At 51.4% G+C, this 14,263-nt stretch carries 18 protein-coding genes; 12 read left to right on the top strand and 6 right to left on the bottom strand.

What is annotated here, in order from left to right; genetic code table 11:
- Positions 1-3 precede the first annotated feature (3 nt).
- Complete coding sequence (gene flgB / locus BZK40_RS14875; protein WP_003036189.1) at positions 4-420, bottom strand: flagellar basal body rod protein FlgB; 417 nt, start codon at positions 418-420, stop codon at positions 4-6.
- A gap of 157 nt (positions 421-577) precedes the next feature.
- Between flgB and flgA the strand changes: the two genes are divergently transcribed.
- The 3 genes from flgA (at position 578) to flgN (ending at position 2,050) form a co-directional block, all read left to right on the top strand.
- The gene (gene flgA / locus BZK40_RS14880) at positions 578-1,237 is read left to right on the top strand and encodes a flagellar basal body P-ring formation chaperone FlgA (protein WP_079934930.1); all 660 of its coding nucleotides are present in this window, start codon (positions 578-580) and stop codon (positions 1,235-1,237) included.
- Between the two features lie 93 nt (positions 1,238-1,330).
- Complete coding sequence (gene flgM, locus BZK40_RS14885) at positions 1,331-1,624, top strand: flagellar biosynthesis anti-sigma factor FlgM (protein WP_032942956.1); 294 nt, start codon at positions 1,331-1,333, stop codon at positions 1,622-1,624.
- A 3-nt stretch (positions 1,625-1,627) separates the two neighbouring features.
- Positions 1,628-2,050, top strand: coding sequence for a flagella biosynthesis chaperone FlgN (gene flgN, locus BZK40_RS14890; protein WP_003036178.1), 423 nt, complete (start codon positions 1,628-1,630; stop codon positions 2,048-2,050).
- Positions 2,051-2,135: 85 nt separating this feature from the next.
- Here the strand turns inward: flgN and murJ are convergent, their stop codons facing one another.
- From murJ to rimJ, 4 genes are all read right to left on the bottom strand, one after another.
- Positions 2,136-3,671, bottom strand: a complete 1,536-nt coding sequence (gene murJ, locus BZK40_RS14895; RefSeq protein WP_003832150.1) for a murein biosynthesis integral membrane protein MurJ — start codon at positions 3,669-3,671, stop codon at positions 2,136-2,138.
- A 222-nt stretch (positions 3,672-3,893) separates the two neighbouring features.
- A complete protein-coding gene (locus BZK40_RS14900) occupies positions 3,894-4,817 on the bottom strand; it encodes a Gfo/Idh/MocA family protein (protein ID WP_079934897.1) in 924 nt (307 codons plus the stop codon).
- Between the two features lies 1 nt (position 4,818).
- A complete protein-coding gene (locus BZK40_RS14905; RefSeq protein WP_032942953.1) occupies positions 4,819-5,466 on the bottom strand; it encodes a YceH family protein in 648 nt (215 codons plus the stop codon).
- 34 nt (positions 5,467-5,500) lie between these two features.
- Positions 5,501-6,085: a ribosomal protein S5-alanine N-acetyltransferase gene (gene rimJ / locus BZK40_RS14910; RefSeq protein ID WP_003832145.1), complete on the bottom strand. Its 585-nt coding sequence runs from the start codon at positions 6,083-6,085 to the stop codon at positions 5,501-5,503.
- Positions 6,086-6,344: 259 nt separating this feature from the next.
- Between rimJ and mdtH the strand changes: the two genes are divergently transcribed.
- From mdtH to BZK40_RS14955, 9 genes are all read left to right on the top strand, one after another.
- On the top strand, positions 6,345-7,553 hold the full coding sequence (gene mdtH / locus BZK40_RS14915; protein ID WP_003832142.1) for a multidrug efflux MFS transporter MdtH: 1,209 nt from the start codon (positions 6,345-6,347) through the stop codon (positions 7,551-7,553).
- Positions 7,554-7,667: 114 nt separating this feature from the next.
- Positions 7,668-8,228 carry a lipoprotein gene (locus tag BZK40_RS14920; RefSeq protein WP_020996498.1) on the top strand — a complete coding sequence of 187 codons (561 nt, stop codon included), beginning with the start codon at positions 7,668-7,670 and terminating at the stop codon, positions 8,226-8,228.
- Positions 8,229-8,333: 105 nt separating this feature from the next.
- Complete coding sequence (gene pyrC, locus BZK40_RS14925; RefSeq protein ID WP_079934898.1) at positions 8,334-9,380, top strand: dihydroorotase; 1,047 nt, start codon at positions 8,334-8,336, stop codon at positions 9,378-9,380.
- Between the two features lie 65 nt (positions 9,381-9,445).
- Positions 9,446-9,691: a DNA damage-inducible protein I gene (gene dinI, locus BZK40_RS14930; RefSeq protein WP_003036157.1), complete on the top strand. Its 246-nt coding sequence runs from the start codon at positions 9,446-9,448 to the stop codon at positions 9,689-9,691.
- 340 nt (positions 9,692-10,031) lie between these two features.
- Entirely contained in the window at positions 10,032-10,286 is a 255-nt protein-coding gene (gene bssS / locus BZK40_RS14935; protein WP_003036154.1) for a biofilm formation regulator BssS, read from the top strand.
- 114 nt (positions 10,287-10,400) lie between these two features.
- Positions 10,401-11,516: an N-methyl-L-tryptophan oxidase gene (gene solA / locus BZK40_RS14940; RefSeq protein WP_079934899.1), complete on the top strand. Its 1,116-nt coding sequence runs from the start codon at positions 10,401-10,403 to the stop codon at positions 11,514-11,516.
- A 55-nt stretch (positions 11,517-11,571) separates the two neighbouring features.
- Positions 11,572-11,685, top strand: a complete 114-nt coding sequence (locus tag BZK40_RS14945) for a YceO family protein (protein ID WP_003036148.1) — start codon at positions 11,572-11,574, stop codon at positions 11,683-11,685.
- A gap of 262 nt (positions 11,686-11,947) precedes the next feature.
- Complete coding sequence (locus BZK40_RS14950) at positions 11,948-12,514, top strand: cytochrome b (RefSeq protein ID WP_048214474.1); 567 nt, start codon at positions 11,948-11,950, stop codon at positions 12,512-12,514.
- Between the two features lies 1 nt (position 12,515).
- On the top strand, positions 12,516-13,091 hold the full coding sequence (locus tag BZK40_RS14955; protein WP_003832130.1) for a YceI family protein: 576 nt from the start codon (positions 12,516-12,518) through the stop codon (positions 13,089-13,091).
- Positions 13,092-13,136: 45 nt separating this feature from the next.
- Here the strand turns inward: BZK40_RS14955 and trhO are convergent, their stop codons facing one another.
- Positions 13,137-14,189 carry an oxygen-dependent tRNA uridine(34) hydroxylase TrhO gene (gene trhO, locus BZK40_RS14960; protein WP_003832128.1) on the bottom strand — a complete coding sequence of 351 codons (1,053 nt, stop codon included), beginning with the start codon at positions 14,187-14,189 and terminating at the stop codon, positions 13,137-13,139.
- Positions 14,190-14,263: the final 74 nt, after the last annotated feature.

Here is a 14,263-nt window from a genome sequence, read left to right on the forward strand (position 1 = left end):
GAATTAGTTCCCTCCTTGCAGTACGTTCATCATGCCTTTGATTTGTCCACCCAGCGCCGTCAGCCCCATTTGATATTTGAGGCTGTTGTCTGCAAATTGCGTGCGCTCCCGGTCCATATCTACCGTGTTGCCATCAAGAGATGGCTGGTCAGGAATACGGTAGAGCAGCTCCGTAGACGGCGCAGAAACGGTCTGGGCCGGAATGTGTTGTGCAGAGGTCAGCGTCAACGAAACGCCGCCGGTTTCTTCCCGTCCTCGCACCATGACTTTTTTTAATTCACTGGCGAAATCCAGATCGCGCGCCTGGTACCCCGGCGTGTCGGCATTGGCAATGTTGGCCGCCAATATTTCCTGGCGTTGGGCGCGCAAATTCAGCGCTTCCTGTTGAAAACGTAAGGCGGCGTCGAGCTTATCGAGCATATCTCCTCCGCAAATGACAAAATTCAGCCGACAGCTTAAATCCCATTACGCGCGCGTTATCGCCGGAATAAACGCAAAATGCGTCGCTATTTGTTGCGTTGATGACTGCGTCACACAGGTAAAATCCTGCCACTACCTGAAAAAGCGCGAGGTTTTGATGCAAACGTTTAAACGTGGAATAGTCGTGGCAGCACTGCTGTTCAGCCCTATGACGCTGGCACAAGACCTGAATTCGCAGCTAACGGCATGGTTTTCCCAGCGCCTGGCCGGATTTAGCGATGAGGTGGTAGTCACTATCCGAACGTCACCAAACTTATTGCCCAACTGCGAACAACCGGCATTAAGCGTGTCAGGTAGCGCAAAACTGTGGGGCAATGTGAATGTGCTGGCCCGCTGTGCCAACGAAAAACGTTATCTGCAAGTGAACGTGCAGGCGACGGGAAACTACGTTGTTGCCGCTGCATCCGTAGCGCGAGGTAGCCCCCTGACCCCAGCCAGCGTAACGCTGAAACGTGGTCGACTGGACCAACTACCGCCGCGCGCGGTGCTGGATATGAGTCAGGTGCAGGATGCAGTGAGCCTGCGCGATCTGGTGCCGGGCCAACCGATACAGCTTTCGATGTTGCGCCAGGCATGGCGGATCAAGGCCGGTCAGCGCGTACTGGTTATTGCCAACGGAGATGGCTTTCGGGTCAATGCCGAAGGTAAAGCGCTGAACAACGCCGCTGTCGCACAGAATGCGCGAGTGCGGATGATTTCAGGCCAGGTGGTGAGCGGCGTCGTCGATTCTGATGGGAATATTCTTATTAACCTATAATAGGTTAAAGATTTTTTAGCGTGTGCCGATAGATAAACAACCAATGATTACAGCGGGCCGCTATAGCGTAACCCCTCGATGAGGAAAAATAAAATGAGCATTGATCGTACCTCACCATTGAAGCCAGTAAGCACCGTTCAGCCGCGTGAAACCAGCGATGCGCCGGTACAAAAAGCGCGGAAGGAAAAAACCACCGCGACCACCAGCACCAGCGTCATGCTGAGCGACGCCCAGGCCAAACTGATGCAGCCCGGCAGCAATGACATCAATATGGAACGCGTGGAAGCACTGAAAACCGCAATCCGTAACGGTGAATTGAAAATGGATACCGGAAAAATTGCCGACTCGCTGATTCGCGAGGCGCAGAGCTACCTACAGAGTAAATAAAGTATGACTCGTTTGTCAGAAATACTTGACCAGATGACGACCGTCCTCAATGACCTGAAAACGGTAATGGATGCTGAACAGCAGCAGCTTTCCGCAGGGCATATCAACGGCAGCCAGCTACAGCGTATTACAGAAGAAAAAAGCTCCTTGCTGGCAACCCTTGATTATCTTGAGCAGCAGCGCCGCCTGGAACATGACGCCACGCGCAGCGCCAATGATGAGATTGCTGAACGCTGGCAGACTATCACCAAGAAAACACAGCATTTACGCGACCTCAACCAGCACAACGGTTGGCTGCTGGAAGGGCAGATCGAGCGTAATCAACAAGCAATACAAGTGCTGAAACCGCACCAGGAACCAGCGTTGTATGGCGCAAACGGTCAAACCTCTGCTGCGCACCGCGGCGGGAAAAAATTCTCTATTTGATGTCAGCCTGATAACGTTTTGCTTATCAGGCCTACGCCTTTTGTAGGCCGGATACGGCGTTATGCCGCCATCCGGCATTGATCCTTTACGCCGTCCGACGCACAAACTCTTTTACTTTAAAGCCCAGTACGGCGAGTGCTGCGAAGTAAGCGGCAATACCTGCCACCACGACCGCCATCAGACGCAGCAGACGCCACAACATCGTTCCCTGCGACCAATCCGGCATGATGTAGAGCATCCCAACCAGCACCGCAGACATCACCAGCACGGAAATCACCAGACGCGCCAGGAACCAGCTCCAGCCCGGTTGTGGGGTAAAGATTTTCTGTTTCCGCAGTTGCCAGTACAGCAGTGAAGCGTTCAGACATGCCGCCAGACCAATCGACAGCGACAATCCGGCATGCTTTAACGGCCCGATAAACGCCAGGTTCATCACCTGGGTCATAATCAGCGTCACAATGGCAATCTTCACTGGCGTTTTAATATCCTGGCGCGAGTAAAAGCCCGGAGCCAACACTTTCACCACGATCAAGCCAATCAAACCTACCGAGTACGCCACCAGCGCACGCTGGGTCATCGCGGCATCAAAGGCGGTAAATTTACCGTACTGGAACAGAGACACCGTCAGCGGTTTGGCCAGAATACCCAACGCTACGGCACTCGGTAATGCCAACAGGAAACACAAGCGCAGGCCCCAGTCCATCAGGCGACAATATTCATCATGATTACCGCTGGAAAAGCTTTTGGACAGCGATGGCAGCAGGATAGTCCCCAGCGCCACGCCCAGAACACCGGACGGAAACTCCATCAGACGGTCGGCATAATACATCCATGAAACTGAGCCAGAGGCCAGAAACGAGGCGAAAATCGTATTGATGATCAGTGAAATCTGGCTGACAGATACCCCCAGGATCGCCGGGCCCATTTGCTTGACGACACGCATCGCCCCCGCATCACGGAAGTTCACGCGCGGCAGCACCAGCATGCCAATTTTCTTCAAGTGCGGAAGCTGATAAATCAGCTGTAGCACGCCGCCAACCGTAACGGCCCACGCCAGCGCCAGCACCGGCGGGTTAAAATAGGGTGCCGCAAATAGCGCGAAGCCGATCATGCTGATATTCAGAAAGGTCGGGGCAAACGCAGGAATGGAAAAGCGGTTCCAGGTATTAAGGATCGCACCAACCAGTGAGGCCAGTGAAATCAGTAGAATATAGGGAAAAGTGATCCGCAGCAGTTGAGTGGTCAGCGCAAATTTATCCGCTGTGTCGGCAAATCCCGGCGCGGTGACTAATATCACCCATGGCGCAGCCAACATCCCGGCTACCGTCACCACGGCCAGCGCCAACGTCAACAGTCCGGAAACGTAGGCAACAAACACGCGGGTAGCATCTTCCCCCTGCTTGCTTTTGTACTCAGCAAGAATCGGCACAAATGCCTGCGAAAATGCGCCTTCGGCAAAAATTCGGCGCAACAGGTTAGGAAGTTTGAATGCCACAAAAAAGGCATCTGTCGCCATCCCTGCACCAAAGATTCTGGCGACAATCGCATCACGCGCAAAACCCAGCACACGTGAAAACATCGTCATCGAGCTGACGGCTGCCAGCGACTTTAATAAATTCATCTATGTTGTATTCCAGACTCTGAGGCAAAACCCCGACAAACCTGCCCGTAGGTCGGATAAGGCATTCTCGCCGCCATCCGACACTTTTGCTGTGCCTGATGGCGACACCCTGGCACCTTATCAGGCCGACAAACCAGCCTATGGTTGAAAAGAGGTGTTATTTTGAGTGGGCATATAGTACCTGGATTACAATGAATTACTACCGCCAGATGTTACAGGGGGTTATTCAGCCATCGCCTCCCGCCACAGCTTTTCAACAACACGCTGGGCCAGTAGCGCCTGCTCGCCTGCCGTCTGGGGAACCGTCTGATTTTGCACGCACTCAATGAAATGACGCGCACATCCGGCAAAACCACGCTGTTCTAAGGTCGTTTGCCAGCCCGCTATCGGCTTATGAACAACACCTTGCCCACGCTCCTCCCGCCATTCCCGCATATCAGTGACGTCAATCAGGCCGCCGTCCGTCACCGCCTGCACGCTCTCGCGCTGGCTACCGGCACGGCGATGCATACTGGTCGTTATCTGCATTTGACCGACAGAAAAATGATGCTCGGCGTAGAGCATCGCACCAGATTCATTGGTCAGCAGCGTGCCGTTATTTAACTGCGCCTGCCCTCCCGCCAGCCACAAAGCGGTATCGACCACGTGCAGATAGTCGTCCAGCAGAGTGAAGCGCAGATCGTGCGGCCCAACGCTATCCGTACGGTGCTTATCCATACGTACTGACGCTGCGGTGCCCAACTGGGTTTTGAGATCCTGGTACAGCGGTGCAAATCGACGGTTAAACCCGACCATCAGCGTGAGTTTTTTCCGCGCGGCCAGCTCGACCAGTTGCTCAGCCTCGTGCAGGTTTTCCGCCAACGGTTTATCCACACACACGTGAACTCCGGCATTCAGCAATTCACTGACTACCGCATAGTGCGTCGCGGTACTGGAGTGGACGAAAACCGCGTCGCAGGTTTGCGCCAGATTCTTCAATGAATCCACGTAGGGTATTCGCCAGGTGTCACAGATACGCTGTGCTTTATCGCGTGAAGGTGAAAAGGCGCCTTGCAGCGTCCAGTCCGCGGAGGTGCCTAGCACGGGTAGCCAGGCCTTTTGCGCAATACCGCCCAGGCCGACTACGCCGATACGTAATTTATTCACGTTAGTCTCCCAGGTGCGCCAGCAAGGAATCAAGTCGCTGCTTAAGCTCTGCGACTTCCGTTTCCAGCGCTTCCACGCGCGCCTGCAGATCACCGGAGGCTACAGGGAGTTCATCTGCCGCGGCAATGGCTTCATCAACCTCACCACAAAACAGGTGCATATAGCGACTTTCACGTTTGCCCGGCTCACGCGACAGGCGGATCACATAAGGCCCATCTTCCCGGTTCGCCAGATTTTCCAGCGTCGACTCCACTTCGGCCATATCGCTGAATTCGTACATACGGGATGCGCGGCTACGCAGTTCACCAGGCGTCTGAGCGCCCCGCAGCAGCAGTGTGGTGATTATGGCCACCTCTGCGGCACTAAGCTTCAGATTGCCAAATTCAGAGTTGCAGAAACGCTGCTCATATTTCGTGACGCGATTGCCAAAACCGCTCACCGTGCGCAGAAAATGTCGCTTAACCAGGTTATCCAACTGCTCCTGCACGTCCGATTCCGACAGGTTCATCACCGGTTCACGATTCGTTTTTTGATTGCAGGCTGTTACGACTCCATTAACGGAGAGTGGGTACTGTTCCGGCGTGGTCACTTGTTTTTCTAATAAACAGCCAATCACTCGTGCTTCGGTGGCGGTTAATTCGTATTTCATCGTCTTCTCCATTAATCATGGCTGCATCTGAAACTTAGCGGCCGGGGGTCCATTCTGATGTGGTCAACGCCGTCAGCACGTGATCGCGCCACTGCCCGTCAATCAGCAGGTAGTCTTTGGCATACCCTTCTTTTTCAAAACCCAGTCGCGCCAGCAGGTCACCGCTGCGCTTATTATGTGGCATGTAGTTAGCCATAATGCGGTGAATATGCTGCGTGCGCTGCATATAACGGATGGCCGAGGTTAAGGCTTCATACATTAGCCCCTGCCCCTGCCATTTCTGCGCAATGGAGTAGCCGAGATAACAGGCATGGAAGGATCCCCGCACCACGTTTGAAAAGTTCGCAACGCCGATAATTTCTTTTTCGTCCGGATCGAGCAGCGCAAAATAATAGGCGGTGCCCTGTTTATGAAACTCAGAAATCATGCTCAGACGCGCCTGCCAGCCGGACGGATAGCAGTGGCTTTCATCGCGAATAGGTTCCCAGGGTTTTAAGAAATGACGATTTTCTGCGTAATAATCTGCCAGACGCCAGGCATCACGCTCATGCACTAAACGCACGACCAGGCGGTCGGTGGTTAAGCGCACTTTTGGCACGTTACTGCGATAGCCAAACATTCTATACCTACTCCTTCCCGTAACGTCTTCAATACGCTATTCGCATTACTATACCTGTGCGAATACGCCCTGTGAAAAGAGCAAAATGCCATTTTTTGAATTATTCACACATTTTGATGAAAACTCTCTATCAAGACGGACTTTTGATAAAAAAATATTGTCCCGCGAAGGGTGGGAAAAGCGATGACGACACCGCAGAATAGGAGGTGCTTATCTTTTAAACTCTATCCAGAGTGACGAGTTTTTCCCTGGAGGGGAAATGTCGCAAGTCTCGCAGGCAAGGAACCTGGGTAAATACTTCCTTCTCATCGATAATATGCTGGTCGTGCTGGGTTTCTTCGTCGTTTTCCCGCTGATCTCAATTCGTTTCGTCGACCAAATGGGCTGGGCCGCCGTGATGGTCGGTATTGCACTAGGATTACGTCAATTTATCCAGCAGGGGTTGGGTATTTTCGGCGGTGCTATTGCGGACCGTTTCGGTGCAAAACCGATGATCGTCACCGGCATGCTGATGCGCGCTGCCGGGTTCGCCACCATGGGCATTGCCCATGAGCCGTGGCTGCTGTGGTTTTCCTGCTTTCTCTCCGGACTGGGCGGTACACTATTCGACCCACCCCGCTCGGCGCTGGTGGTTAAACTGATCCGCCCGGAAAAGCGCGGGCGCTTTTTCTCTATTCTGATGATGCAGGATAGCGCCGGGGCCGTGGTTGGCGCGTTGCTTGGCAGTTGGTTATTGCAATACGATTTCCGTCTTGTCTGTGCCACCGGCGCAATTTTGTTCGTTCTGTGCGCGGCGTTTAACGCCTGGCTGCTCCCGGCATGGAAGCTGTCGACGGTGAAAATTCCAGTGCGCGAAGGGATGAGCCACGTGATGCATGACAAGCGCTTTGTCACCTATGTGCTGACGCTGGCGGGCTATTACATGCTGGCGGTACAGGTGATGCTGATGCTGCCAATCATGGTGAACGACATCGCAGGTTCACCGGCCGCCGTGAAATGGATGTATGCCATCGAGGCGTGCCTCTCCTTGACGCTGCTCTACCCAATTGCCCGCTGGAGTGAAAAACGTTTTCGCCTTGAACATCGTCTGATGGCCGGTCTGCTGGTGATGTCTCTGAGCATGATGCCGATCGGTCTGGTGGGGAATTTGCAGCAGTTGTTCACCCTGATCTGTACGTTCTATATTGGCTCGATCATCGCCGAACCAGCGCGTGAAACCCTTAGCGCCTCACTGGCGAATGCACGTGCCCGAGGAAGCTATATGGGCTTCAGTCGACTGGGGCTCGCTATCGGCGGCGCAATTGGATATATCGGCGGCGGCTGGCTGTTTGACATGGGCAAAGCCCTGGCACAGCCTGAGTTGCCCTGGATGATGCTCGGTATTATCGGCCTCATCACCTTCCTGGCGCTGGGCTGGCAATTCAGTCTCAAACGCCCAACGAGAGGCATGCTGGAGCCAGACGCCTGATAGCCGAACCTGCGTCCCGGCGCTTTTCAGTTTTTTCTGCTGGCGTCCGGGGCGCTGGTACTCGATGATGCTTTGTGTCACGATTACGCCACATGCATCATGTTGAGGAACCCCATGAAAAAGTTTTTTTTTGCCGCTGCACTGATTGTCAGCGGCCTGTTGGTTGGTTGTAATCAACTCACGCAATACACGGTTAGCGAGCAAGAAATTAATCAGGCCCTGGCAAAGCATAATAACTTTTCTAAAGATATCGGCTTGCCCGGCGTTGCTGAAGCACACATCGTACTAAATAATCTCGCCAGTCAGATTGGCCGTGAAGAACCCAATAAAGTGACGCTGACCGGTGATGCCAACCTGGACATGAATTCCCTGTTTGGCAGCCAAAAAGCGACCATGAAGCTGAAGTTAAAAGCCTTACCGGTATTCAACAAAGAGAAAGGCGCAATTTATCTGCAAGAGATGGAAGTCGTGGATGCGACCGTGACACCAGAAAAAATGCAGTCGGTACTGCAAACGCTGATGCCTTATTTAAACCAGTCGCTGCGTAACTATTTCAACCAGCAGCCAGCCTACATTCTGCAGGATGACAGTAGCCAGGGTGAAGCACTGGCGAAAAAACTGGCGAAGGGAATTGAGGTGAAACCGGGGGAAATCATCATCCCGTTCACCGACTAATAAAACTGAGGGCGCCGATGCGCCCTTTTTTTTCGTGCAAACGAAAACGTTTCCGCTTATCCTTTGTTTCCGGCAAAAAAGACTATCCTCAGCCGGAGCATATTAATGACTGCACCATCCCAGGTTTTAAAGATCCGCCGCCCAGACGACTGGCATCTTCACTTTCGCGATGGCGACATGTTAAAAACTGTCGTGCCCTACACCAGTGAAATTTATGGTCGCGCCATTGTCATGCCGAACCTGGCACCGCCCGTCACCACGGTTGACGCGGCTATCGCTTATCGCCAGCGCATTCTTGACGCGGTACCTGCTGGACACGACTTCACACCATTAATGACCTGCTACTTAACGGATACGCTGGATCCCAACGAGCTGGAACGTGGATTTAACGAAGGCGTATTCACCGCAGCAAAACTCTATCCGGCCAATGCCACCACCAACTCGACGCATGGCGTAACCTCTATTGACGCCATCATGCCGGTGCTGGAGAGGATGGAAAAATTGGGTATGCCGCTGCTGGTGCACGGCGAAGTGACGCATGCAGATATCGATATTTTCGATCGCGAAGCGCGCTTTATTGAAACGGTGATGGAACCGCTGCGCCAGCGTTTGACCTCGCTGAAAGTAGTGTTCGAGCATATCACTACCAAAGATGCTGCCGAATACGTGCGCGACGGTAACGAGCTTCTGGCAGCGACTATTACGCCACAGCACCTGATGTTTAACCGCAACCACATGCTGGTTGGCGGGATTCGTCCTCACCTGTACTGCCTGCCGATCCTCAAACGTAACGTCCACCAACAGGCGCTGCGTGAACTGGTTGCCAGCGGGTTTACGCGCGCCTTCCTCGGTACCGACTCAGCGCCGCACGCACGTCATCGCAAAGAGTCAAGCTGTGGCTGTGCTGGATGCTTTAATGCACCGACCGCACTAGGCAGCTATACCACCGTGTTTGAAGAGATGAATGCGCTGGACCATTTCGAAGCCTTCTGCTCACTCAACGGCCCACAGTTCTATGGTTTGCCCGTAAATGAGACCTTTATTGAGCTGGAACGCGTGGAGCACCTGGTTCCTGAGAGCATAGCGTTGGAAGACGATACGCTGGTGCCTTTCCTGGGTGGCGAAACGGTACGCTGGTCAGTAAAAAGCTAAAAAAAGTGTAGCCAACCGATTCGAATAACTGTATAAATAAACAGTATATTCCACAGGGGGCTACTATGCGTATTGAAGTCACTATTGCTAAAACTTCACCTTTACCTGCCGGTGCAATTGACGCACTGGCAGGTGAACTCTCCCGCCGTATTCAGCACCATTTTCCGGATAACGAAGGTAACGTTACCGTCCGTTATGCCGGCGCAAACAATCTGTCGGTTATTGGCGCGACCAAAGAGGACAAAGAACGCATCAGCGAAATCCTACAGGAAACCTGGGAAAGCGCGGATGACTGGTTCATCAACGAATAAATAATGATATGCAGTGATGTTTGTTTGCCGGGTCGCCCCGGCTTTTTTATACACGCTATCTTGTAATCAATCGCACATTTCTTCTGACGAGCATTTAATTTAATATTAACCCACCGATTATCTTTTAACCAAAACAACAAAATAATTGTGCAACATACTAAAAAAAAATGAATAACATGTCGGTTTCTTAGTCAGATAACGCTGAAAACAAAAAATTTATGCCCTTCCCTCTTTAAATTTTCAATGAATACCCTTATTTATTGATATACTGAAGTTGCTTCAGAAAAAAACGCATTGAACCTCGAAAACCGTTGTCTAGTAACACGAATTAGGGGGCATGATGGAAAAGAATAATGAAGTCATTCAGACTCATCCGCTTGTAGGGTGGGACATCAGCACTGTTGATAGCTACGATGCGCTGATGCTGCGTTTGCACTACCAAACCCCGAACCGCCCTGACCCGGATGGGACTGAAGTTGGTCAAACGCTCTGGTTAACCACTGATGTTGCCAGGCAATTTATTTCGATATTAGAAGCAGGAATCGCCAAAATTGAATCTGGCGATTACCAGGTAAATGAGTATCAGCGACATTAAACCTGATACATCCAACCATCAAAAGGCACCTTAGCGGTGCCTTTCTTATTTCCAGGTTGAATATTCCAGGTCAGTTATTTACCCTTCTACTATCGCGATTGCAGAGAGAAGCGGATGAAATACGACTTAATCATTATTGGCAGCGGTTCGGTAGGCGCCGCAGCTGGATACTATGCCACTCGTGCAGGTCTGAAGGTTCTGATGATCGATGCGCATATGCCACCACATCAACAGGGCAGCCACCACGGCGATACTCGATTAATTCGTCATGCTTATGGCGAAGGCGAAAAATACGTTCCGCTGGTGCTACGTGCGCAAACATTGTGGGATGAACTGTCCACCCATAATGAAGAACCGATTTTTGTTCGCTCCGGAGTTATCAACCTCGGTCCGGCAGAGTCAACCTTCTTAGCAACTGCAGCGCAAAGCGCAAAACAGTGGCAACTTAACGTTGAACAATTAGATGCAGCGGCCATCATGGCTCGCTGGCCGGAAATTCGCGTACCTGACAACTATATCGGTCTGTTTGAAGCGGAGTCCGGTTTTTTACGCAGTGAGTTAGCAATTAAAACCTGGATCCGTCTGGCGGAAGAAGCAGGCTGTGCGCAACTGTTTAAATGCCCGGTCAGCGCAATTCATCACGGTGATGATGGCATCACGGTAGAAACGGTTGACGGTGACTACCACGCGAAGAAAGCAGTGATCAGCGCCGGTACCTGGGTGCAGGCTTTAGTCCCTGAACTACCGATACAACCTGTGCGCAAAGTGTTCGCCTGGTATCAGGCCGATGGGCGCTACAGCGTTAAGAATAACTTCCCGGCCTTCACCGGCGAACTGCCAAATGGCGATCAATACTACGGTTTCCCGGCTGAAAACGACGAGCTGAAAATTGGTAAGCACAATGGAGGACAGGTAATTCACTCTGCAGAAGAGCGTAAGCCATTTGCCGCTGTAGCCAGCGACGGTTCTGAAGCCTTCCCATTCCTGCGCACAATTCTGCCTGGCGTTGGCTGTTGCCTGCACGGCGCATCCTGCACTTACGATAATTCACCGGATGAGGACTTTATAATTGATACTCTGCCGGAACATGACAATACGCTGATCATTACCGGGCTGAGCGGACATGGCTTTAAGTTTGCTTCTGTACTGGGAGAGATTGCGGCAGACTTCGCTCAGGACAAACCGTCTGAATTTGACCTGACCCCCTTCAGGCTAAGCCGTTTTAAGTGATAATAAATGAATGGCCTCGTTGGTGAGGCCATTTTTAATGACAGGAATAACGTCAATGCGCCGTATCTTTCACTATCTGGTTAATAATATTCGCGAGCACCTTATGCTCTACATTATTTTATGGTCGCTGCTGGCCATTATGGATGTAATATATATTATGTTTTTCTAATTCCTGCGCGCTGACAATAGTTGACAAAAATTGAGATTAGCTTAATTTTCATTGCAATAAACTGAACAATAACAAAAACCATAACATCCCATAGACTAAGCCCCACCACATATTTTCGCACTAATCTCTTGATGATTACCTCAACAATCAGTCAACTTTATTGAACAAAAAATAAATATCATCACAATTGTTATTTATTAGTTGCATTAATGTCTTTTACACGCCATTTTCATTCACTTCTGAAATATCAATCGGTGTACTTATGCAATTCAATAATACTCCACAGCGCTATGGCGTAGTGTCAGCCACATTACATTGGCTGATTGCGATTGCTGTATATGGCATGTTTGCGTTGGGGTTATGGATGGTCACGCTCAGCTATTACGACGGCTGGTATCACCAGGCCCCCGAACTGCATAAAAGCATCGGCATCCTACTCATGATGGGACTGGTTATCCGCGTTGTCTGGCGGTTGTTCTCCCCTCCGCCTGCTGCGTTGGCAAGCTACTCCCGTTTGACCCGTATCGCAGCGGCACTGGGTCACCTCGCACTTTATTTGCTGCTCTTTTCGATTGTCATCAGTGGATATCTGATTTCCACCGCAGATGGCAAAGCGATAAGCGTCTTTGGCTGGTTTGACATTCCTGCCACCCTGGCCAATGCGGGTACCCAGGCCGACCTCGCCGGTAGCTTGCACCTGTGGCTTGCGTGGACCGTGGTGATTTTATCCCTACTACACGGACTGATGGCCCTGAAACATCACTTTATTGATAACGACGATACCCTCAATCGCATGTTGGGAAAATCGTCATCTGACTATGGAGCTTAAAATGAAAAAAAACCTGCTGGGACTTACACTCGCTTCTCTGTTATTCACCACCGGGTCGGCCGTGGCGGCAGATTACAAAATTGACAAGGAAGGACAGCATGCCTTTGTTAATTTCCGTATTCAGCATCTGGGTTACAGCTGGCTGTACGGCACTTTCAAAGATTTCGACGGTACGTTTACCTTTGATGAGAAAAATCCCGCAGCCGATAAGGTTAACGTAACCATCAACACCAACAGCGTTGACACTAATCACGCCGAACGCGACAAGCATCTGCGCAGTGCAGATTTCCTTAACGTGGCAAAATTCCCGCAGGCGACCTTCAGCTCCACCAGCGTGAAAAAAGAGGGGAATGACCTGGATATCACCGGTAATTTGACCCTGAACGGCGTTACCAAACCGGTTACGCTGGACGCGAAGCTCATCGGTCAGGGTGGTGATCCCTGGGGCGGTACGCGCGCTGGTTTTGAAGCGCAAGGTAAGATTAAGCTGAAGGATTTCAACATCACCACCGATCTCGGCCCTGCATCGCAGGAAGTCGATTTGATCATCTCAGTGGAAGGTGTTCAGCAGAAGTAACGCATGAATTACCGGATGAGGTACTACCCCTCATCCGGCATCATGTTATTGCGCAGGGTCTGGAATACCCAGTTTGGTATTCAGGTGACCGCGTGATTTATTGAAGATTTTATTGCCATTTTCACGCCCCGCACGACGACGCCGTTGTTCCTCTTCCGGCAACTCACTCTCTTCGCTACACAGCTCGCTACAGCAGCCTTTATATTTCTGCGCACAAGCCGGGCACTGAATAAACAACAGATGGCAGCCATCATTTTTGCAATTAGTATGGCTATCGCACGCCGTGCCGCACTGATGGCAATGCGCGATAACATCTTCAGAGATCCTTTCGCCCATACGCTCATCAAAGACAAAGTTTTTACCGACAAAACGTACCGGAAGCCCCTGTTCACGCGCCTTGCGGGCATACTCAATAATACCGCCCTCAATGTGCCAGACTTTGCTAAATCCATTGTGTTTCATCCAGGCGCTGGCTTTCTCACAGCGGATCCCACCCGTGCAGTACATCACGATTTTTTTATCTTTATGCGCCTGCATCATTTCAACCGCTTTCGGCAACTGGTCGCGGAACGTGTCTGCCGGGATCTCCAGCGCATTCTCGAAATGACCCACCTCATATTCATAGTGGTTGCGCATATCAATGAATACCGCTTCAGGATCGTCCAGCATGGCGTTCACTTCTGCTGCCTTGAGATAATCCCCCACGTTGCTGGCGTCAAAGTCTGGATCGTCAATACCATCCGCCACGATACGTTCGCGGACTTTCATACGCAGTACCCAGAACGATTTACCGTCATCATCCAGCGCAATATTCAGACGTAAATCCTTCAATGCAGCATCAAACGCATAGAGCTGCTGGCGAAATGCTTCGACGTTGCTTTGCGGTACGCTGATTTGCGCGTTAATTCCTTCATGGGCAAGATATACTCGCCCAAAGACGTTCAATGCGGTGAACATCTGGTACAGCGCATCACGCGTGTGCTGAGGATTGGCAATGGTGAAATATTTATAGAATGAGATCGTCGTGCGCGGCTCGGTCTCGGCCAGCATTTTGGCTTTGAGGGCGTCGTTCGAAATGCGGTTGTGTAACACTGGCATGGTGTACGTATCCTGCAAATAAGGAATAAATGAAAATCGGCGGCATAATAAAGCAAACATCGCCAATTTACATC

The sequence above is a fragment of the Citrobacter portucalensis genome, assembly GCF_002042885.1.
Classification (GTDB): domain Bacteria; phylum Pseudomonadota; class Gammaproteobacteria; order Enterobacterales; family Enterobacteriaceae; genus Citrobacter; species Citrobacter portucalensis.

Excerpts from the sequence above, each read along its gene's own strand:
- pyrC (WP_079934898.1), top strand. The coding sequence starts at position 8,334 with ATGACTGCACCATCCCAGGTTTTAAAGATCCGCCGCCCAGACGACTGG.
- rimJ (WP_003832145.1), bottom strand. The coding sequence starts at position 6,085 with ATGTTTGGCTATCGCAGTAACGTGCCAAAAGTGCGCTTAACCACCGAC.
- mdtH (WP_003832142.1), top strand. The coding sequence starts at position 6,345 with ATGTCGCAAGTCTCGCAGGCAAGGAACCTGGGTAAATACTTCCTTCTC.
- flgB (WP_003036189.1), bottom strand. The coding sequence starts at position 420 with ATGCTCGATAAGCTCGACGCCGCCTTACGTTTTCAACAGGAAGCGCTG.
- solA (WP_079934899.1), top strand. The coding sequence starts at position 10,401 with ATGAAATACGACTTAATCATTATTGGCAGCGGTTCGGTAGGCGCCGCA.
- BZK40_RS14905 (WP_032942953.1), bottom strand. The coding sequence starts at position 5,466 with ATGAAATACGAATTAACCGCCACCGAAGCACGAGTGATTGGCTGTTTA.
- bssS (WP_003036154.1), top strand. The coding sequence starts at position 10,032 with ATGGAAAAGAATAATGAAGTCATTCAGACTCATCCGCTTGTAGGGTGG.
- dinI (WP_003036157.1), top strand. The coding sequence starts at position 9,446 with ATGCGTATTGAAGTCACTATTGCTAAAACTTCACCTTTACCTGCCGGT.
- flgA (WP_079934930.1), top strand. The coding sequence starts at position 578 with ATGCAAACGTTTAAACGTGGAATAGTCGTGGCAGCACTGCTGTTCAGC.
- BZK40_RS14955 (WP_003832130.1), top strand. The coding sequence starts at position 12,516 with ATGAAAAAAAACCTGCTGGGACTTACACTCGCTTCTCTGTTATTCACC.
- murJ (WP_003832150.1), bottom strand. The coding sequence starts at position 3,671 with ATGAATTTATTAAAGTCGCTGGCAGCCGTCAGCTCGATGACGATGTTT.
- flgN (WP_003036178.1), top strand. The coding sequence starts at position 1,628 with ATGACTCGTTTGTCAGAAATACTTGACCAGATGACGACCGTCCTCAAT.
- trhO (WP_003832128.1), bottom strand. The coding sequence starts at position 14,189 with ATGCCAGTGTTACACAACCGCATTTCGAACGACGCCCTCAAAGCCAAA.
- BZK40_RS14950 (WP_048214474.1), top strand. The coding sequence starts at position 11,948 with ATGCAATTCAATAATACTCCACAGCGCTATGGCGTAGTGTCAGCCACA.
- flgM (WP_032942956.1), top strand. The coding sequence starts at position 1,331 with ATGAGCATTGATCGTACCTCACCATTGAAGCCAGTAAGCACCGTTCAG.
- BZK40_RS14945 (WP_003036148.1), top strand. The coding sequence starts at position 11,572 with ATGCGCCGTATCTTTCACTATCTGGTTAATAATATTCGCGAGCACCTT.
- BZK40_RS14920 (WP_020996498.1), top strand. The coding sequence starts at position 7,668 with ATGAAAAAGTTTTTTTTTGCCGCTGCACTGATTGTCAGCGGCCTGTTG.